This is a genomic window from Amycolatopsis sp. NBC_00438, assembly GCF_036026695.1.
In the GTDB taxonomy this organism is placed as follows: domain Bacteria; phylum Actinomycetota; class Actinomycetes; order Mycobacteriales; family Pseudonocardiaceae; genus Amycolatopsis.
On the sequence record NZ_CP107923.1, the window covers coordinates 10,152,630 to 10,171,874 of the forward strand.

Here is a 19,245-nt window from a genome sequence, read left to right on the forward strand (position 1 = left end):
GCTTGTCGTGAGTGTTTAGGGCGGTTAGAACCGCCCTAAACACTCACGACCTTCTGCGGAACTTGGCGGTGAGGTCTTCGAGGTCGGGGACGATGTCGTTCGGGGTCGGCAGAGTGTCCATTTCGGACTGGAGGTTCGCCGCGCCTCGGGTGAAGGACGGGTCGTCGAGCAGGCGACGGACGCTTGTGCGGATCGTGTCGGCCGTAGGTGAGCGGAGGTCGATCCCGGCGCCCAAGCGGGCCAGGCCGGCAGCGAAGATCGGCTCGTCCAGGTGGTGCGGCACGCACAGCTGGGGGACGCCGGCCCGGGCGAACGTGGCGAGGGTGCCGAGGCCGCCGTGGTGGACGGCGGCCGCGCACGTCGGCGCCAAGGCGTGCAGCGGGACGTAGGAGACCAGGCGGACGTTCGACGGGACGGTGCCGAGCCCCTGCGCCGTCGCCACCACCTCGACGTCCACATCGGACAGTGCGTCGAGGACGTCGGGCAGCGACAGGTGGTAACCGCCGAAGATCTCGGTGGCGCTCAGCCCCATCGTCAGCGCGATCCTCGGGCGTTCGGGAGGACGTTGCAGCCAGTCCGGCACCGAAGCCGGGCCGCCGTAGGGGACGTACTGGAAGCGCAGGTACGGCAGGTCGGCCTCGATCTGCAGGCTGCCCGGCAGGTGATCGAGGGTGAAGTCCCCGGTGACCATGTCCTCGCCGAACTCGAAGCCGTACTTGCGGCCGTAGCCGGAAAACCACGCCTCGAACGGGTCCGGCTCGTCACCGCGCAACCGCAGGTAGTGGTCGCGGACGCCGCCGAAGAGGTCGATGCTCCACAGCATCCGGGCGTGCGCCGCGCCGCACGCCCGCGCCGCGATCGCGCCCGCCTGGCTCAGCGGCTCCCACACGACGAGGTCCGGCTGCCAGGCCCGGGCGAACTCGACCAGGTCGGCCACCATGGGGAAGTTGCTCACCCGGTGCCAGCCGCGCACCGCCTCGGTCAGCCCCGGCTGCAGGTACTCGAGATTCTGCTTGGTGACGTCGTCGAAGGCGTCGTACGGCGGCATGATCCCTTCGCGCATCGCCTCCGTCCCGCCGGCGCGCGTCTCGGTGATGCGCCAGAAGTTGCGGTCGGACCCGACCGGCACGGCGGTCAGCCCGGCCTGGGTGACGACCGGCGCGAACTTCGGCTGGCACGCCACGCGCACCTCGTGCCCGGCCGTGCGCAGCGCCCAGGCGAGCGGGACCAGGTGGTAGAAGAACGTCTTCTCCGGATAGGTCGTCAGCAGGACTCTCATCGGACGCGCGCCTCGATCTCCGGCACGATCGCGTTCGGCGACGGCAGCCCGAGGATCTCGTCGCGCAGGTCCGCGGCCCGGTCCTTGAAGGACTGTTCGGTGAGCAGCCGTTCGACGCTCTCGCGGATCCGCGCGCCGGTCGCGCGGTGGGTCGGCAGCTCCAGCCCGGCGCCGTGCTCGGCCAGCTTGCGCCCGAGGAACGGCTGGTCGTAGTGGTGGTGCAGGGCCAGCTGCGGCACCGGGTGCCGGGACGTCGTGGCCATGGTCGCGGCGCCGGCGTGGTGGACGACCACCGAGCACGTCGGGGCCAGCGCGTGCCAGGGCACGTACGAGACGATCCGCGTGTTGTCCGGGATCCGCGTCAGTTCCGCTTGGGCCTTCTCCGCGACGGTCGCGACCAGCTCGATGTCGAGGTCGGCGAGGGCGTCGAGCGCTTCCTGGACGCCGACGGTGTAGCCGTTGAAGTGCTCGGTCGCGGTCAGCCCCAGCGTCATCGCGACGCGCGGGCGCTCCGGTGGCTTGGACAGCCAGTCCGGCACCACGGCCGGGCCGCCGTACGGGATGTACTGCGTGCGCACGACATCCAGCTCGGTCGCGGGCTGGAAACTGGCCGGGAACTGGTCGATGGTGAACTGCCCGGTCGTCATGTCCTCGGAGAACTCGGCGCCGTACATCCGCGCGTACCGGCCGAGCCACGCGCCGAGGTGATCGACGCGGCCGGGCTCCTCGGCCAGCCGCCGCCGGTACTGCTCGCGCGCCGCGCCGAAGACGTCCACCCCGAACAGGAGACGCGCATGTGCCGCGCCGCAAGCCTTCGCAGCGATCGGCCCGGCGTAGCAGAACGGTTCCCAGACGATCAGGTCCGGCTGCCAGGCGCGGGCGAACTCGACGAGCCCGCCGATCATCGGGTGGTTGGTCAGCCAGTGCCAGCCGCGCACCGCGTCGGCCATGCCCGGCTCGAGGTACTCCCAGGTGGCGCGCTCGTAGTCGTCGAAGACGTCGTACGGCGCGGGCAACCCGGCGCGGCCCTCTTCACGGCCGTCGTCGTCGCTGAGGCGGCGGTTGCGGGTGTGCCCGACCGGCACCGCGGTGAGGCCGGACTGCGTGATCACGTCCGTCAGCGCGGGCTGGCTCGCGAAGCGGACCTCGTGGCCGGCGGTGCGCAGCGCCCACGCCATCGGCGCCAGGTACAGGAAGACGCTCTTCTGCGGCGTGGTGGCGAACAGGACGCGCATAATGCTCCTTTCCGGGTCTGCCGCGGCACTTTCGAGTGAACCTGAATCCGGAGGTCGTAACTCCGGAACACTTTCTCGGCGAAAGTGCGGCTTGGGGTCAGCGGGTGCGGTGCTTGGCGGTCAGCTCTTCGAGCGTTCCGGCCAGCTCGTTCGGGGTGGGGAGCGCGAAGATCTCGTCGCGCAGGTCTGCCGCGCGGGCTTTGAAGGACTGCTCGGTGAGCAAGCGGGCGACGGCGTCGCGGACGTTCGCGCCCGTTGCGTCGCCGGTGTGGATCTCCAGGCCGGCGCCGTGCTCGGCGAGCTTGCGGCCCAGGTAGGGCTGGTCGAAGTGGAAGTGCAGGGCCAGCTGCGGCACCGGGTGCCGCGCCGTGGTGGCCAGCGTCGCCGCGCCCGCGTGGTGCACCACCGCGGCGCACGTCGGGGCGAGCGCGTGCCACGGGACGTACGGCACCATCCGGACGTTCTCCGGCATCGGCGGCAGTGTCCGCTGCACGTCCTCGGCGACCGTCGCCACCACCTCGGCGTCCAATTCGGACAGTCCTAAGAGGATCTCCGACAGCGGCACGTTGTAGCCGCCGAAGACCTCGGTCGCGGTGAGACCGAGGGTCAGCGCGACCCGCGGACGCTCCGCCGGCCGCTTCAGCCAATCCGGCACCACAGCCGCCCCGCCGTAGGGCACTAACTGGACGCGCACGGTGTCGAGCCCGGCGTCCAGGCTCAGCGACGCGGGCAGCTGGTCGATGGTGAAGTCGCCGACGGCGAGGTCCTCACCGGCGTCGAAGCCGTACTTGCGGGCGTAGCTCCCGAGCCAGTCGGCCAGCGGGTCGGCGCGGTCCGCCGGTGCCTGCCGCGCTTGCGTGCGCAGGTAGTCGACGCGGGTGGCGCCGAAGACGTCGATGCCGAACAGCAGCCGGCCGTGCGCCGCGCCGCACGCCTTGGCGGCGATCGCCCCGGCGTAACAGAGCGGCTCCCACAGCACGAGGTCCGGCTCCCAGTACCGGGTGTACTCGACGAGGTCGGCGACCATCGGGAAGTTGGTCAGCCGGTGCCAGCCCGTGACCGCGGCCGTCATCCCGTCTCGCAGGTAGTCCCACGACGCGCTACCGGGCGCGTCGAACAGGTCGTAAGGCGCGGCCACCCCGGCCCGCAGCGCGGCGCGCTCCGCCGGCCGGTTTTCGGTGATGCGCCACGGGTCCCGGTCGTGCCCGACCGGGACGGCCGTCAGCCCGGCCTGGGTGATCGTGCTCGCGAACCGCGGCAGGCTCGCGACGTGCACCTCGTGGCCGGCGGTGCGCAGCGCCCAGGTGACCGGCACCAGGTAGTTGAAGATGCTCTTCTCGGCGGGCAGGACCAGCAGGACGCGCACGGTTTCCCCCTCAGACGCTCTGGGCGACGGCGTCGCGGGCCATCGCCGCGGCGAGGTTCTCCAGGCCGTGCTCCAGCGAGACGCGCGGCGCCCAGCCGGTGGCGTTCTGGAAACCCGACGGGTCGAGCACGAAGTCGAGCAGGTCGGTCGGCATCGAGTGGTCGGCCGGCTTGACCGACACCACCGGCACCGGCTCCCGCCCGGTCTGCGCGGCGACGACCTTCGCGACCCCGCCGAACAGGTCCGCGATGCTCGTCGCGAGCCCGGTGCCGACCAGCCACGGCCTGCCGTCGACGGCGTCCGGCTGGTCGAGCGCGGCGAGGAACGCGCGGGCGACGTCGTCCACGCACACCAGGTCCCGCTTGACCGTGCCGTCGTGCCACATGGTGAGCGGCTCGCCGGCGAACGCGCGGCGCATCATCGCCGAGACGACCCCGCGGTCGAGCGCGGGGGAGTCCGAGCCCTGGGTGTAGAGCGTGGCCAGCCGCAGCGACGCGCCCCGCAGCAGGCCGGCCTCGACGGCGTCGCGGATCGCGTGCTCGGCGTCCAGCTTCTGCCGGTCGTAGGTGGTCAGCGGCCGGTCGGGTTCGGTGCCGTCGATCCGGCCCGAGATCGAGCGCCCGGCCTGCGACATCGACCCGGCCAGCAGGACCACCGGCGGGTTCTCCGGCCGCTGGTCCTTCACCGCGGCGACGAGGTCGTGCACCAGCCCGAGGTTGACGCGCTCGGCGACCGGGTCGTCCGACGACACCCGCCAGGTGCTGGCCCCGGCGATGTGCGCCACCAGGTGGATCACCGCGTCGGCGCCTTCGACGGCGTCGGCGACGGCCCCGTCGGCGGTCAGGTCGGTGGTCCGGACGTCGATGTCGGCCAACGCCCCGTCCGGGACGGTGGTCGGCCGGCGCCCGGCGAGGCGGAGGCGGACCGGCCGGCTCGCCAGTTCGCGGGTGATGGCGGTGCCCAAGAGCCCGGACGAGCCGAGCACCGTGATCAGCGGTCGTGCCTGTGCGCCCACGGCTTCTCCTCCAGTTTCGCGTCACGATGAATGTGCAGAACGGCTCTTCCGGGAATGGCCGGTTCGCCGCGGCCGGTGAGCTGCCCGAAGTCTAGGACAGCGCCGCCACCGTTTCTAAGGAATTGCGCGGTCATTTCGAGACGGCCGGTTCACGGTGTTCGTCCCAGCGCTTTTCGCCGGTCGCCACCGGCAGCGTGTCGATGTCGCGCAGGTCCTCCGCGTCCAGCCGGATCCCGGCCGCGCCGACGTTCTCCTCCAGCCAGCGCAGCCGCCGCGTGCCCGGGATCGGCACGACGTTGTCGCCGTGCGTGGTGAGCCACGCGATCGCCACCTGCGCCGGGGTCGCGCCGTGCCGGGCGGCGACCCGGTGCAGGCCGTCGACGATGCGCTGGTTGTCGGTGAGCGCGGCGGCCTCGAACCGCGGATCACGCCGTCGCGAATCCCCGTCGACGAGCTCGTCGACGGCGACCCGGCCGGACAGGTAACCGCGGCCGATCGGGCAGCAGGCGAGGAACCCGACGTCGTTCTTCCACGTCCACGGAAGGATTTCCTCGAGGTTGCGCCGCTCCCAGACGGACAGTTCGTACTGCACCGCGGCGATCGGGAAGAGCGCGTGGATCTGTTCGAGCTCCTCCACGGTGGCGTGCGAGATGCCGAGGCCGCGGACCTTGCCCTCGGTGACGAGCTCGGCCAGGGCGCCCCAGGACTCGGTCAGCGGCACGTCCGGGTCGACCCGGTGCAGCTGGTAGAGGCCGATCGCGTCGACGCCGAGCCGTTTCAGCGAGCCTTCGCAGGCCTCGCGGAGGTATTCGGGGCGCCCGTTGCGTTCCAGGGTGCCGTCGGGCCGCAGGACCAGCCCGACCTTGGTGGCGATCGTGGTGTCGGCGCGCACCGGCGCGAGCACCTCGCCGAGCAGCTGTTCGTTCGTGAACGGGCCGTAGACGTCGGCCGTGTCGAACACGGTGACGCCGAGGTCGACCGCGTGCCGGAGCACCCGCGCCGACTCCGCGTGGTCCCGCGCGGTCCGGGCGGGCCCGTAACCGTAGGACATCGAACTGCAGCCGAGCCCGATTTCGCCGACGGAAAGCGTTTCGGTGAGCCTGGTGTGCCGCATTGTCACCTCCGAGTTTCGGAATGGTGCGTTGATGGCGCGTCCGATCGCGGGGCGAAATGCGAATCGGCCGGGGGTGTCCCGGTGCCGGAAAGGAATTCGTGCGCGAGTTCCGGGTCGGCGCCGGCGACGAACGCGAGGGCCTGCTCGGTGCCGGCGTCGATCGCGCGGTAGTAGCGGTCGCCGGCCGCGGTCGGGACGCCGATCGTCATCCGCGAGCCCAGTCGCTGGAAGATCGTCTGCCGCAGCCGCCAGCCGATCACCGCGCGGGTGCGCAGCACGGTCGTCGAGCGGCCGGCCGCGCCGCTGCGCACGACCAGGTACGGGCCGATGAGCGCGTGGCCCAGCGTGCGGTAGGCGACCCAGGCCAGCGCCCAGGTCAGCGGCAGGAGCAGCAGCGGCAGCGGCCACCACGACGTCGGCACGACGCCGGTCGCGCCGAGCCAGGCGAGCAGGCCCGCGACGGCCGCCGGGCCGTAGGTCGCCCAGTACAGCCGGCGCCGGAACGCGCCGATGGGGTGGCGCAGCAGCGGCGCTTCGAGGGGCTGGTGGCCGTCCGGGAAGACGAAGCTCGCCGCGTGCCGGGCGTCGCGCAGCGGGGTGCGCGGCAGGATGTTGGCCGACTCGTTGAGCGAGGCGTTGAGCCCGGTCGTGATCACCTTGGTCTCGGCGAGGCGCATCCACCGCCACAGCAGCGGTTCGTGCAGGTGCACGCCCCGGATCCGGCGGTCCTCGCGGTGCACGGTCTTGGTGGTGAACAGGCCCTGCCGGGTGCGCAGCTCGGTGCCGTCCTCGCCGCTGGTCGTGCGGACCAGCTCGAAGTTCCAGTGCTTCGCGGCGAAGTCCAGGCCGAGGGAGAAGTAGCCGAGGACGAACGTGATCCCGACGGACGCGCCGATCGTGCGCCACACGCCGAGGTCCGCCCAGTGGATCAGGCCGGCGATGACGTCGATCAGGTCGACGGCGAACGTCTGCATCGTGAAGTACAGCGAGACGAGGAACAGGACCCCGGCGAGGATCGCCCAGACGTGAAAAACGTTGTACCACAACCAGATCCAGCGCAGCCGGGCGATGACGACCTCGCGTTCCGCCGGTGCCTCGGCGTCGCGGGGGATCAGGTCGCGCCGCAGCTGGGCGGCCGTCTCCTTCGAGAGCGCGTCGAGCTTGAACGCGGCCGAGAAGTGCTTGCCCTCACCCGAGCCGATGTGGACGACGCGCAGTTTCACCAAGCGGTGCCGCAGTTTCGCGCTGCTGCTGACGCTGCGGATGCGGTCGCGCCCGACGTGCCGCTCCTCGCGGACCAGCAGGCCGGTGCGGCGCTCGACGCGTTCGGGGGTGACGCGGTAGCGGGTGAACAGCCAGCGCCACAGGTCCCGCAGGGTCATCAGCGCGCTGATGCCGCTGACCACCAGCAGCGGCCAGACCGGGCCCGAGTCGTAGAGGAAGTAGCTCGTGATGCTGATGGCGAAGGAGATCGTGAACTTGGCCGCGTTGACGTAGAAGAGCTTGATGTCCAGGCGCAGCCAGGGAAGCCCGCTCTCCTCGGCCGGCGCGGGGGTCACGGGCTCGGTGGCCGCTTCCGCCGTCACGTCGCGTCCCCGGGGGTGGCCTGGGCGATCTCGTTGAGCCGGCGGACCGCCTCCTCGGCGATCGGCGTCTCCAGGCCTTCGATCTTCACGTGTCCCTCGTGCGAGGCCGTCGTGACCTTGATGGTCGAGAGGCCGAGCAGCTGCTCGATCGGGCCCTGCACGGTGTCGATGCTCTGGATCCGGGACACCGGGACGATCCGCCACTCCCGGGTGATCCAGCCGCTGAGCGAGTAGACGGCCTCGTCGGTCGTCTCCCAGCGGTGCACCAGGTAGCGGTAGGTCGGCATGAACAGGAAGTTCGCCGCGAAGGTGGCGCCGACGCCCCAGATGACCGGGTCGAGCCAGGTGCGGATGCCGGCGAAGATGATGTGGAGCGTGAAGAACGCGCCGAGCACGCCGATCGCCCAGAACAGCGTGTTGAGCGTGCGCCACAGGATGAACCGGCGCGCGAGCCGGTGCCGCGGCGGCCGGACGGCGAGGGGTTCGGGCCGGACCGGGAGCACGGGCCGTGAAGTATCCGTGGTGGAGTGGTCCATCGGCTGAGCCGTCCGATCTGTGAGGAGAACCGTGTCTCGCCGGCGGGACCGGTGTGCGGGCCCGGGGCGCCCGCACACCGGCGTCTGCCGCGGCCGGTCGTGAGTGTTCAGGGCGGTTCTAACCGCCCTGAACACTCACGAGCACTAGGCCGGGGCGTCCGGAGCGGCGGCGTCGGGGGCCGCCGTTCCGTCTGCGGGGGCCGGGGTTTCGGCCGGGGCCGCGTCCTCCTCGGCGACGATCTTCACGATGTAGGCCGCCAGGTCGCGGAACTCTTCGCCCTCGGTGAAGTCCTCGAACTTCTCCAGCAGCTTCCGGTCCGTCGTGTTCTCGACCTCGAGCAGCACCTGCACCACGGAAAACGAGTCGAGGTCGCGCAGGCTCTCCGGTTCGGGCATGTCGGGCTGCTCGGCGCAGATCATCCGGGCGATCTCCCGGACCATCTCCTCGACGTCGTCGACATTGGTGAGGTCGACTTTCGTGGCGTTCTCTGACATGACAATTCAGCCCTTCCGCTTAATCGTCCGTGTGGCCGCGCGGCGAATCCTTCCCCTGATGCGGGGTGACGCGCTCCGGGCGAATGCCCCCAGTCGGCAGCCGGAACCCGGCCGAGGTTAGCCAGCCCTCCGGCCCCGGTCAACAACACCGTGGCGGTCGTTGTCCCGCCGGCGGGACGGGCCGGTAATGCTCGTCGAATCGGACGCCGGCAATGCTGTGACAGCCGAGCGGAAGTGTGCTTCCATGACTCCGGCGGCGCGGCCAGCGAAAGCGAATAGTCGTCGTGCCGAATAGCCCATGTGTTGCAGCGTCCCGGAAGTCAACCGGGAATTCGCCTGCGTCGTACGAGCCCTGTCCGGTCGTGCCACGGCCGATCCCCTGGAGGTGACCCGCCCTGATGGCTCAATATGTCTGGGGTTATTTGCCGGAGTACGAGAAAGAACGGGACGACATTCTCGACGCCGTCGACACGGTCTTCCGCTCCGGCAAGCTCGTGCTCGGCCCGAGTGTGAAGGCGTTCGAGGAGGAGTTCGCCGCCTACCACGGCGTCGAGCACTGCGTCGGCGTCGACAACGGCACCAACGCCATCGTCCTCGGCCTGCGCGCCCTCGGCGTCAAGGCCGGCGACGAGGTGATCACGGTGTCCAACACCGCGGCGCCGACCGTGCTGGCGATCGACCAGATCGGCGCCGTGCCGGTGTTCGTCGACGTCCACCCCGGCACGTACCTGATGAACGTCGAGCAGGTCGAGGCGGCGATCACCGAGCGCACGACCTGCCTGCTGCCCGTGCACCTGTACGGCCAGTGCGTCGACATGGCGCCGCTGGAAGCGATCGCGGCCAAGCACGGCCTGCCGATCCTGGAAGACTGCGCGCAGGCGCACGGCGCCCGCCACCACGGGAAGATCGCCGGGTCGATGGGCAAGGCCGCGGCCTTCTCCTTCTACCCGACCAAGGTGCTCGGCGCCTATGGTGACGGCGGCGCGACGATCACCTCGGACGCCGAGACCGAGGCGAACCTGCGGCGGCTGCGCTACTACGGCATGGAGAAGGTCTACTACGTCGTCTCCACGCCGGGGTACAACAGCCGGCTCGACGAGGTGCAGGCGGAGATCCTGCGCCGCAAGCTGACCCGGCTCGACGACTACATCGCCCGCCGCCGGCTCATCGCCGAGCGGTACGTCGAGGCCTTCGCCGGCACCGACCTCGTGACGCCGGCCCTCGCGCCGGGCAACGACCACGTCTACTACGTCTACGTGGCCCGGCACCCGTTGCGGGACAAGATCATCGAGCAGCTCAAGCCCGAGGGCGTCGAGCTGAACATCAGCTACCCGTGGCCGGTCCACACCCAGTCCGGCTTCGCGAAGCTGGGCTACCGCGAGGGTTCGCTGCCCGAGACCGAGGCGGCGGCCCACGAGATCTTCTCGCTGCCGATGTACGCGTCGCTGTCCGACGTGGACCAGGAACGGGTCGTGGAGAAGGTGCAGGCGGTGCTGGCGAAGCTCTGACCCATCCGGTGGCCCGAGGAGACAGGAGAGCACGAGCATGAAGCGACTCGCGGTGCTGCACCGGGAACTGAACCCCGTGCCCGAAACCACCGGCGGCAGTGTGATGTCCATGGTGGAGTTCCACGACTGGTGGGCGGAGCGGTCGGCGGCCGGGCACTTCGCCGTCGACCGCATCCCGTTCGCCGAGCTCGGTGACTGGGAGTTCGAGGCCGGCACCGGCAATCTCGGGCACAAGAGCGGGCGCTTCTTCACCATCGAAGGCCTGCAGGTGCGCGAGGGCGGGGTCCCGACGTGGTCCCAGCCCATCATCAACCAGCCCGAGATCGGCATCCTCGGCATCGTCGTCAAGGAGTTCGACGGTGTGCTGCACTGCCTGATGCAGGCCAAGATGGAGCCGGGCAACGTCAACACGCTCCAGCTGTCGCCGACGGTGCAGGCCACCCGCAGCAACTACACGCAGGTGCACCGCGGTGGCTCGACGCGCTACCTGGAGTACTTCGTCGGCGCCGGCCGCGGCCAGGTGCTGGTGGACGTGCTGCAGTCCGAGCAGGGCGCGTGGTTCTGGCGCAAGCGCAACCGCAACATGGTCGTGCTGGTGACCGGCGACGTCGAGCTGCACGAGGACTACTGCTGGCTGAGCCTGGCCCAGATCGGCGAGCTCTCCCACCGGGACAACCTGGTGAACATGGACGCCCGCACGGTGCTCTCGTGCATCCCGTTCGCGCTGCCGGACGGCGACGGCGCGACCGGCGAGGACTTCCGGGACGCGCTCGTGCGTTCCTACCAGTACACGACCGAGGACGCACCGGGCCCGGCCCTGCACACCGCGGGGGACATCCTCAGCTGGTTCACCGAGGCCAAGACGCGCTGCGACTGGTCGGCCCGGCTGACGCCGTTGTCGGCGACGACGGGCTGGCACCGCGACGACGAGGAGATCACCGACGACGCGGGGGAGAACTTCCGCATCATCGGCGTGCGGGTCGAGGCGGGCACCCGGGAGGTCAAGGCCTGGCGGCAGCCCCTGCTCCACCCCAGGGGGGAGGGGCATGCCGCCTTCCTCGCCCGGCGCGTCCGCGGCGTGCTGCACCTGCTGGTGCAGGCCCGCCCGGAGTACGGGCTGATGGACATGGTCGAGATGGCGCCCACCGTGCACCTGCTGCCCGGCCAGGACGTGTCGTCGATCAAGGAGCCCTTCCTGCGGGACGTGCTCGAGGTCGGCGGGGTCAAAACCCACTACGACCAGAAGCTTTCGGAAGAGGGCGGCCGGTTCTACCACGCGCTGACCCGCTACCAGCTGATCGAGGTGGGCGAGGAGTTCCCGGTCGAGGTGCCGCCGAACTACTGCTGGATGACCGTGCGCCAGCTGATCGACCTGCTGCGCCACGGGCACTACCTGAACATCGAGGCCCGCAGCCTGCTGGCCTGCATCCACAGCCTCTGCTGACCCCGGGAACGGCACTTTCACGTGAAAGTGCCCACCTGGGAGCGGCACTTTCACGTGAAAGTGCCGCCTGGCCGGATTCACCGCACCGGGAAAGGAAGTTCGCGTGCGATTGCTGTTCACGACCGCGCCGTTGCGCGGCCATCTGTTCCCCCTCGTGCCGCTCGCCTGGGCGGCCCGGGCGGCCGGGCACGAGGTCCTGGTCGCCACGACCGAGGCGTTCGCGCCGGTCGTGCTCCGGTGCGGCCTGCCGGTGACGTCCTGGGGCGCCGCGCCCGAGTTCGTCGAGCTGGTCGGCGGCGAACCGCCGGTCACCGCCGAGAGCACCGAGCTGCGGCGCTCCGAGCACGGCCACGCGTTCGGGCAGATCGCCCGGGCGTGCCTGCCCGGCGCGCGGAAGCTGATCGGCGCGTGGCGGCCCGACCTCGTCGTCAGCGAGCGGGCGGAGTTCGCCGGCCCGCTGGCGGCCGCGGTCCACGACGTCCCGGTCGTCGCCTACCACTGGGGTGTCGCGCCGCTGACCGAGTACGGCCGGGCGGCGGCGATCGAGCTCGCCGCGGCGCCGCCGGACCCGGTGGGCACGCTGGACCCGTGGCCGCCGGGCATGCGGCTGCCGCACGCGTTCGGCCACGAAGGCGTCCGCGGCGGGTCGTTCAACGGCGACGTGCGGCTGCCGGGCTGGGTGTTCGAGCCGCGGGAGCGGCCGCGGGTGTGCGTCACCTTCGGCACGGTGCTGCCCGGCATGGCCGCCCTCGGGCTGCGCGAGACCGTGGCCCCGATGCTGAAGCTGCTGAAGGAACTCGACGTCGAGCTGGTGGTGGCCGCCGCCGACGACGTGCTGGCGGACTGGCCCGAGCTGGCCGCCGCGGCCGACCGCGCCGGGCGGCTCCCGCTCGCCCAGGTGCTGCCGGCCTGCGAGGCCATGGTCAACCACGGTGGCCAGGGCACCGTGCTCACCGCGCTGGAGGCCGGCTGCCCGCAGCTGGTGCTGCCGCAGTTCGACGACCAGTTCGACAACGCCGCGGCCGTGGCCGCGACCGGCGCGGGCCTGCAGCTCGCCCTGGACGAGGTTTCACCGGAGCGGGTGGCGCAGCGGTGCCGCGCGCTGCTGGACGAGCCCGCCTTCACCACCGGCGCGTTGCGCGCCGCCGCCGCGGTCCGGGCCCAGCGTTCGCCCGCGGAAGCCGTGGGCCTGCTGGAGAAGCTGGCCGCGGCATGACGAACTCTTTCCGGGACGAATTGGGGAGCTGGTAGCTATGCCGGGCGGAATGCGGATCGAAGAGACCAAGGTCCCGAATGCCTTCAGGCTGTTCCCGGAGCAGTTCCCGGACCAGCGGGGCCGGTTCCACGAGGCGTTCCGCGCGGACGCGCTCTCGGACCTGATCGGCTACCCGTTCGTGGTCAACCAGGTGAACTACTCCACGAGCCGCCGCGACACCGTGCGCGGCATCCACGGCACCACGCTCCCGCCGGGCCAGGCGAAACTGGTCACGTGCGTGCGCGGCGCGGTGATGGATGTCGTGGTGGACCTGCGCGTCGGCTCGCCGACGTTCGGCGTCTACGACGTCACCTACCAGGACGAGGACTCCGGCACGGCGGTCTACCTGGCCGACGGGCTGGGCCACGCCTTCCACGCCCTGACCGACGACGCGTGCATGAACTACCTGTGCTCGCAGAACTACGTGCCGGGCACCATGCTCGTGCTCAACCCGATGGACCCGGACATCGGCATCCCGTGGGAGCTGACCGGGCCGCCGATCATGTCCGAAAAGGACGCGAACGGCGTCGGCCTCAAGGAGGCGGAGTCCGAAGGGCTGCTGCCGACCTACGAGGAGTGCCTCGCGCACTACGCGGCACTGGGGGCGGGCGCCCCCGCGGCGCACGCTTCCTGACGAGCCCACCGACCTCCCCCCATCCCGACGAGCAGCGGAGTTTCTGCCGATGACGAGTTACCAACCGGCCCAGCGGCTGCGCTTCGGGGTGATCGGGTGCGCGGACATCGCCTGGCGGCGGACGCTGCCGGCGATGGAGACCGACCCGGCGATCGACGTCGTCGCGATCGCCAGCCGCGACGGCGAGCGGGCCCGGAAGTTCACCGACCGCTTCGGCGGCACGCCCTACGCCGGCTACCAGGCGGTGGCCGAGCACGAGGACGTCGACGCCGTCTACATCCCGCTGCCGCTGATGCTGCACGCGGAGTGGATCGAACGGTGCCTCGAAGCCGGCAAGCACGTGCTGGTGGAGAAGCCGATGACCGACGGCTGCAAGGAGTCGGCGCGGCTGCTCGACCTGGCCCGCGAGCGCGGCCTGGTGCTGCTCGAGAACTACATGTTCCTCTACCACTCCCAGCACGCGGCGGTGCGCAAGCTGCTCGCCGACGGCGCGATCGGGGACCTGCGCGGCTTCCACAGCGCGTTCACGATCCCGCCGAAGCCGCCGGGGGACATCCGCTACCAGCCGGACGTCGGCGGCGGCGCGTTCCTCGACTTCGGCGGTTACCCGATCCGCGCGGCCCAGCACCTGCTGGGCCGGGACCTGTCGGTGGCCGGCGCGGTGTTCCGCCGCGACCGCGCGCTCGACGTCGTGATGTCGGGCAGCGTGCTGCTCGCGTCGCCCGAAGGCGTGCCGGCCCAGCTGACCTTCGGCATGGAGCACTCCTACCAGAACAGCTACGCCCTTTCCGGCAGCACCGGGCGGCTGTCGCTGGACTGGGCGTTCACCCTGCCGGAGACGCACCGGCCGGTGCTGCGGATCGAACGGCAGGACCACCGCGAAGAGGTGGTGCTGGCGGCCGACCACCAGTTCGCCGGGGCGATCCGGGCCTTCGTCGAAGCGGTCGCCACCAAGGCGCCGCTGCGGGAGGAACACGACGGGACGCTCGAACAGGCCGCCTTGATCGAGCAGGTGCAGCGGGTCGCCCGCAACGTCTGGATCTGAAACTTTCCCATACCCAAGAGGGAGATTGTGAGCATGTCGAACACTGCTGAGTGCCGGATCTGCGGCGGCACGGTCGAAGAGTTCTTCGACTTCGGGCGCCAGCCGCTCTCCGACGCCTTCGTCGCGCCGGGCGCCGACCCGGAGAAGGAGTTCTTCTTCCGCCTCGCCGTCGGCCTGTGCGGCGGCTGCACGATGGTGCAGCTGATGGAGGAGGTGCCCCGCGAGGCGATGTTCCACGAGGAGTACCCGTACTACTCCTCGGGCTCCGTGGTGATGCGCGGACACTTCGAGGACCTCGCCAAGCACCTGATCGCCACCGAGCTCACCGGCGACGACCCGTTCGCCGTCGAGATGGGCTGCAACGACGGCATCATGCTCAAGACGCTGGCCGACTCCGGCATCCGGCACCTGGGCGTCGAGCCCTCCGGTGGCGTCGCCGACGTCGCGGCGTCGAAGGGCGTGCGCGTGCGCAAGTCGTTCTTCGAGGAGTCGACGGCGCGCGAGATCCTCGCCGAGGACGGCCCGGCCGACGTCATCTACGCGGCCAACACCCTGTGCCACATCCCGTACATGGACTCGATCCTCGACGGCGTCAAGGCGCTGCTGAAGCCGAGCGGCGTGTTCGTTTTCGAGGACCCGTACCTGGGCGAGATCGTCAAGCGCACGTCATTCGACCAGATCTACGACGAGCACTTCTACTTCTTCACCCTGCGTTCGGTGCAGCAGATGGCGCAGCGCCACGGCCTCGAGCTCGTCGACGCGCACCGCCTCGACGTCCACGGCGGCGAGGTGCGCTACACGCTGGCGCCGGCCGGCTCCCGGACGCCGTCGGCGGCCGTCCACGAGCTGCTGGCCGAGGAGCAGGCCGCCGGGCTGCACGAGCGGGCGACGCTCGAGGCGTTCGGCGCGAAGGTGCTGCAGGTCAAGGAAGACCTCGTCACCCTGCTGCGCAAGGCGAAGGACGAGGGCAAGCGCGTCGTCGCCTACGGCGCCACGGCGAAGAGCGCGACCATCGCCAACCTGTGCGGCCTCGGCCCGGACCTCGTCGAGTTCGTCTGCGACACCACGCCGGCCAAGCAGAACCGCCTCACCCCGGGCACGCACATCCCGGTGAAGCCGGCCGCCGCGTTCTCGGACCCCTACCCGGACTACGCGCTGCTGTTCGCGTGGAACCACGCCGACGAGATCATGGCCAAGGAGCAGGCGTTCCGCGACGCCGGCGGCCAGTGGATCCTCTACGTGCCGACGGTCCGGCTGGTCTGAGATGACCGAGACCACGACGTTCCCGGTCTCCTGGATCGGCGACTGGGCGCCGGAGCCGATCCCGGGCGGCGCGGCGGGCATCTTCAACTCGGCCGTGGCGGCGTTCGCCGTCGCCACGGCCTGGGAGGCCGGCGCCCTCGACGTCCTCGACGGCGGCGGCACCCTCGACGTGCCGGAGTTCTGCGCGCAGCGCGACCTGCACGAGCCGTCGATCCGGAGCGTGTTCGCGGCGCTGGCCTCGGTCGGCGTCGTGGTGCGCGAGGGTGACGTCGTCGTGGCCGGCCCGGAGTTCGCCGAGGTGGTCCGGGCCAAGGCGTTCTTCCACTGGCTGACGATCGGCTGCGGCGAGCTGTTCGCGAACATGCCGCGGATCGTCCGCAACTCCGAGCGCACCGGCGACTTCTTCCGGCGCGACGCCGCGGCCATCGGATTCGCCTGCCGGGACATCAACCGGCAGGCGTTCGACCCGGTGTTCGCCGAAGCCCTGGCCGGCCTGGACTTCCCGGTGACCAAGGTGGCCGACCTCGGCTGCGGCGGCGGCGGGCGGCTCATCGACCTGGCCCGCCGCTTCCCGGGCGTGCGCGGCGTCGGCGTCGACATCGCGGCGGCGGTGCTGCGTTCGGCGGCGTCGAACACCGAAGCCGAGGGACTGGGCTTCGAGTTCGTCGAGGCGGACGTCCGCGCGTTGCGGCCGTCACCGCGCTTCGAAGGCGTCGAACTGCTGACGTGCTTCATGATGGGGCACGACTTCTGGCCGCGGGAGCGCTGCGTGGCGACCCTGCGGATGCTGCGCGAGGCGTTCCCGGACGCGCGCCGGTTCCTGCTCGGCGACACCGCGCGCCTCGAAGGCGTGGCGGACCGCGAGAAGCCCGTGTTCACCCTGGGGTTCGAGACCGCGCACGACCTGATGGGCGTCGACCTGCCGACGCTCGCGCAGTGGGACGGCGTGTTCGCCGAGAGCGGCTGGCGCCTGCTGCGCGCCCGGCCGGTCGAGGTGCCCGCCGCGTCCGTGATCTTCGAACTGAGCTGATCTTCCGAGCTTGCCTGAAAGGGGAAAACGATGCGGGTCCTGGTGACCGGCGGAGCGGGTTTCATCGGCTCGAACTACGTCCGGCAGGTGCTGTCCGGGGCGTACCCGGCGCTCGACGGCGCCGAGGTGACCGTGCTCGACTCGCTGACCTACGCCGGGAACCGGGCGAACCTCGCCCCGGTGGCCGGCAGCGAACGGCTGACGTTCGTCGAAGGCGACATCTGTGATGCCTCGGTCGTAGCGGACGTGATGCGCGGTGTCGACCTCGTGGTGCACTTCGCCGCGGAGTCCCATGTGGACCGGTCGATCGCCGGGGCGGGCGACTTCGTGCTGACGAACGTCCTCGGCACGCACACGCTGCTCGAAGCGGCGTTGCGCGCCGAGGTCGGCAAGTTCGTGCACGTGTCCACCGACGAGGTGTACGGCTCGATCGACGACGGTTCGTGGCCGGAAGAGCACCCGCTGGAGCCGAACTCGCCGTACTCGGCGTCGAAGGCGTCGTCGGACCTGCTGGCGCGGGCGTACTTCCGCACGCACGGCCTGCCGGTGTGCGTGACGCGGTGCTCGAACAACTACGGGCCGTACCAGTTCCCGGAGAAGGTCGTCCCGCTGTTCGTCACCAACCTGCTCGACGGCGCGCAGGTGCCGCTCTACGGCGACGGAATGAACGTGCGCGACTGGCTGCACGTGGACGACCACTGCCAGGGCATCCAGCTCGTCGCCGAGGCGGGCCGGCCGGGCGAGGTGTACAACATCGGCGGCGGGACCGAGCTGAGCAACCTGGACCTGACCGGCCGGCTGCTGGACGCGGCCGGCGTCGGCTGGGACCGGGTGCGCCGGGTCGAGGACCGCAAGGGCCACGACCGCCGGTACTCGGTCGACATCACGAAGATCAGCACCGAGCTGGGGTACGCGCCGCAGGTGAAGTTCGACGAGGGCCTGGCCGCGACGGTGGCCTGGTACACCGGGAACCGGTCCTGGTGGGAGCCGTTGAAGGAACGAGCCGCCGAAAGGTGAAGACGTTTCGGGCCGGCGTCGGCTATGTTGGCTTCTTCGGTCGGCGTGCTGGGGGGTCGGAGGCGATGGCGGGTGCGGAGTCGCACGACCTCGTGACCGAGCGGCGGTACCACCTGGCGCCGCTGCCCGAAACCGAGACCGAGATCGACACGAGCACCGCGCCCGCGCTCGTCGGCGACCGGTACGAGCTGGGCGACCTGCTCGGCAGCGGCGGCACGGCCCGCGTCTACCGCGCCCGTGACCGCGACGCCGGCACCGAGTGCGCCGTCAAGCTGTTCCACCGCAACGCCGCCACCCTCGGGCCCCGCCGCGCCCGGGAGACGGCGATCCTGCAGGGCCTCGACCACCCGGGGGTCGTCGGCCTGCACGACGCCGGCGAGGAGGACGGCCGCGCGTACCTCGTGATGCAGCTCGTCGAGGGCGAAGACCTTTCCGAGCGTCTGCTCACCGGCCCGCTCGGCCTCGACGAGATCGTGGCCATGGCCCGGCGGCTGGCCGACGCGCTGGCCCACGTGCACGAGCGCGGCGTCATCCACCGCGATCTCAAGCCGGGCAACGTGCTGCTCGGCGACGACGGCGCGATGATCACCGACTTCGGCGTCGCGTACCTCCTGGACACCACGCGCGTCACGGCGGTCGGGTCGGTCGCCGGGACCGCCGCGTACATGGCGCCGGAGCAGGTCCTCGGCGAGCCGGTGGGGCCGCCCGCCGACGTCTACGCGCTGGGGCTCGTGCTCATCGAAGCCGTCACGGCCGAGCGCGAGTACGCCGGCCCGCGCGTCGAGGCCGCGCTCGCCCGGCTGAGCCGGCAGCCGCGCATCCCGGAAGGCCTGCCGGACGGGTTCTCCCAGGTGCTGCACCTGATGACGGCCCGCGACCCGGCGCTGCGCCCGACCGCCGCCGAGGTCGTGCGGGCGCTGTCGGAGGCCTCGTCGTCCGAGCCGTTGCCGTCCGGCCTGGTGACACCGCCTTCGCTGCCGGCGTCCCGCCGCAAGCGGGGCGTGGTGGCGGCGGCCGTCCTGTCGCCGGTGGCCGCCGGGCTGGTGCTGGTCGCGCTGGTGACCGGCAGCGGCCGGGTGACCGACAGCCTGCACTCGCCGTCCTACCCGGACCCCGGCCGGATCCCGGCCACGTCGACCGCGCCGCCGCCCTCGCCCGTCGTGATCCTCACCCCGGTCGGTTCGGACGCGGTTTCCCCGCCCGGCGACGGGAAAGCGCCGTCCGGCGGCACGGTGGCCGACGTCCAGGCACCGCCGCCGTCGATGACCACGGTGACGTCGACCGCGACCCGCGGCCCGCACCGCGGGGTCCGCCACCACACCCCGCTGAAGTCGCACTCGACCGGCAAAGCCGTCCCGCCGGGCTGGGCCGCCAAGTAAGCGGGGCGTTCGGGCCGGGGGTGGCGAGGGTCACGGGGGTGCGC

General features: G+C 71.2%; 17 protein-coding genes. 9 read left to right on the forward strand and 8 right to left on the reverse strand.

The features are described 5' to 3' along the window. Window positions 1-43: 43 nt before the first annotated feature. The 8 genes from OG494_RS47025 to OG494_RS47060 form a co-directional block, all read right to left on the reverse strand. Window positions 44-1,279, reverse strand: coding sequence for an activator-dependent family glycosyltransferase (locus OG494_RS47025; RefSeq protein WP_328450142.1), 1,236 nt, complete (start codon window positions 1,277-1,279; stop codon window positions 44-46). Then, window positions 1,276-2,514 carry an activator-dependent family glycosyltransferase gene (locus tag OG494_RS47030; RefSeq protein ID WP_328450144.1) on the reverse strand — a complete coding sequence of 413 codons (1,239 nt, stop codon included), beginning with the start codon at window positions 2,512-2,514 and terminating at the stop codon, window positions 1,276-1,278. Before OG494_RS47030 ends, OG494_RS47025 begins: the two co-directional genes overlap by 4 nt. A gap of 97 nt (window positions 2,515-2,611) precedes the next feature. Beyond that, window positions 2,612-3,880 carry an activator-dependent family glycosyltransferase gene (locus OG494_RS47035; protein ID WP_328450146.1) on the reverse strand — a complete coding sequence of 423 codons (1,269 nt, stop codon included), beginning with the start codon at window positions 3,878-3,880 and terminating at the stop codon, window positions 2,612-2,614. A 10-nt stretch (window positions 3,881-3,890) separates the two neighbouring features. Then, window positions 3,891-4,895 (reverse strand): NAD-dependent epimerase/dehydratase family protein, encoded by a 1,005-nt coding sequence (locus OG494_RS47040; RefSeq protein ID WP_328450149.1) that lies wholly within the window; start codon window positions 4,893-4,895, stop codon window positions 3,891-3,893. 130 nt (window positions 4,896-5,025) lie between these two features. Beyond that, complete coding sequence (locus OG494_RS47045; protein WP_328450151.1) at window positions 5,026-6,009, reverse strand: aldo/keto reductase; 984 nt, start codon at window positions 6,007-6,009, stop codon at window positions 5,026-5,028. Between the two features lie 2 nt (window positions 6,010-6,011). Beyond that, entirely contained in the window at window positions 6,012-7,595 is a 1,584-nt protein-coding gene (locus OG494_RS47050) for a PH domain-containing protein (RefSeq protein ID WP_328450153.1), read from the reverse strand. Then, window positions 7,592-8,131 (reverse strand): PH domain-containing protein, encoded by a 540-nt coding sequence (locus tag OG494_RS47055; protein ID WP_328450155.1) that lies wholly within the window; start codon window positions 8,129-8,131, stop codon window positions 7,592-7,594. Before OG494_RS47055 ends, OG494_RS47050 begins: the two co-directional genes overlap by 4 nt. 144 nt (window positions 8,132-8,275) lie before the next feature. Then, window positions 8,276-8,626, reverse strand: coding sequence for a hypothetical protein (locus tag OG494_RS47060; protein WP_328450157.1), 351 nt, complete (start codon window positions 8,624-8,626; stop codon window positions 8,276-8,278). Between the two features lie 398 nt (window positions 8,627-9,024). Here OG494_RS47060 and OG494_RS47065 point away from each other — a divergent pair, with 398 nt between their 5' ends. The 9 genes from OG494_RS47065 (at window position 9,025) to OG494_RS47105 (ending at window position 19,201) form a co-directional block, all read left to right on the forward strand. Beyond that, complete coding sequence (locus OG494_RS47065) at window positions 9,025-10,134, forward strand: DegT/DnrJ/EryC1/StrS family aminotransferase (RefSeq protein WP_328450159.1); 1,110 nt, start codon at window positions 9,025-9,027, stop codon at window positions 10,132-10,134. A gap of 37 nt (window positions 10,135-10,171) precedes the next feature. Beyond that, entirely contained in the window at window positions 10,172-11,578 is a 1,407-nt protein-coding gene (locus OG494_RS47070) for an NDP-hexose 2,3-dehydratase family protein (RefSeq protein ID WP_328450161.1), read from the forward strand. 103 nt (window positions 11,579-11,681) lie between these two features. Beyond that, on the forward strand, window positions 11,682-12,794 hold the full coding sequence (locus OG494_RS47075; protein ID WP_328450163.1) for a nucleotide disphospho-sugar-binding domain-containing protein: 1,113 nt from the start codon (window positions 11,682-11,684) through the stop codon (window positions 12,792-12,794). Between the two features lie 49 nt (window positions 12,795-12,843). Beyond that, complete coding sequence (locus tag OG494_RS47080; protein WP_328450165.1) at window positions 12,844-13,467, forward strand: dTDP-4-dehydrorhamnose 3,5-epimerase family protein; 624 nt, start codon at window positions 12,844-12,846, stop codon at window positions 13,465-13,467. A gap of 49 nt (window positions 13,468-13,516) precedes the next feature. Next, window positions 13,517-14,512: a Gfo/Idh/MocA family protein gene (locus OG494_RS47085; RefSeq protein ID WP_328450167.1), complete on the forward strand. Its 996-nt coding sequence runs from the start codon at window positions 13,517-13,519 to the stop codon at window positions 14,510-14,512. A gap of 33 nt (window positions 14,513-14,545) precedes the next feature. Next, window positions 14,546-15,775, forward strand: coding sequence for a class I SAM-dependent methyltransferase (locus tag OG494_RS47090; protein WP_328450169.1), 1,230 nt, complete (start codon window positions 14,546-14,548; stop codon window positions 15,773-15,775). Between the two features lies 1 nt (window position 15,776). After that, window positions 15,777-16,805 (forward strand): class I SAM-dependent methyltransferase, encoded by a 1,029-nt coding sequence (locus tag OG494_RS47095; RefSeq protein WP_328450171.1) that lies wholly within the window; start codon window positions 15,777-15,779, stop codon window positions 16,803-16,805. A gap of 30 nt (window positions 16,806-16,835) precedes the next feature. After that, complete coding sequence (rfbB, locus tag OG494_RS47100; RefSeq protein WP_328450173.1) at window positions 16,836-17,822, forward strand: dTDP-glucose 4,6-dehydratase; 987 nt, start codon at window positions 16,836-16,838, stop codon at window positions 17,820-17,822. Between the two features lie 65 nt (window positions 17,823-17,887). Beyond that, window positions 17,888-19,201, forward strand: coding sequence for a serine/threonine-protein kinase (locus tag OG494_RS47105; RefSeq protein WP_328450174.1), 1,314 nt, complete (start codon window positions 17,888-17,890; stop codon window positions 19,199-19,201). The last annotated feature ends 44 nt before the right edge of the window (window positions 19,202-19,245 follow it).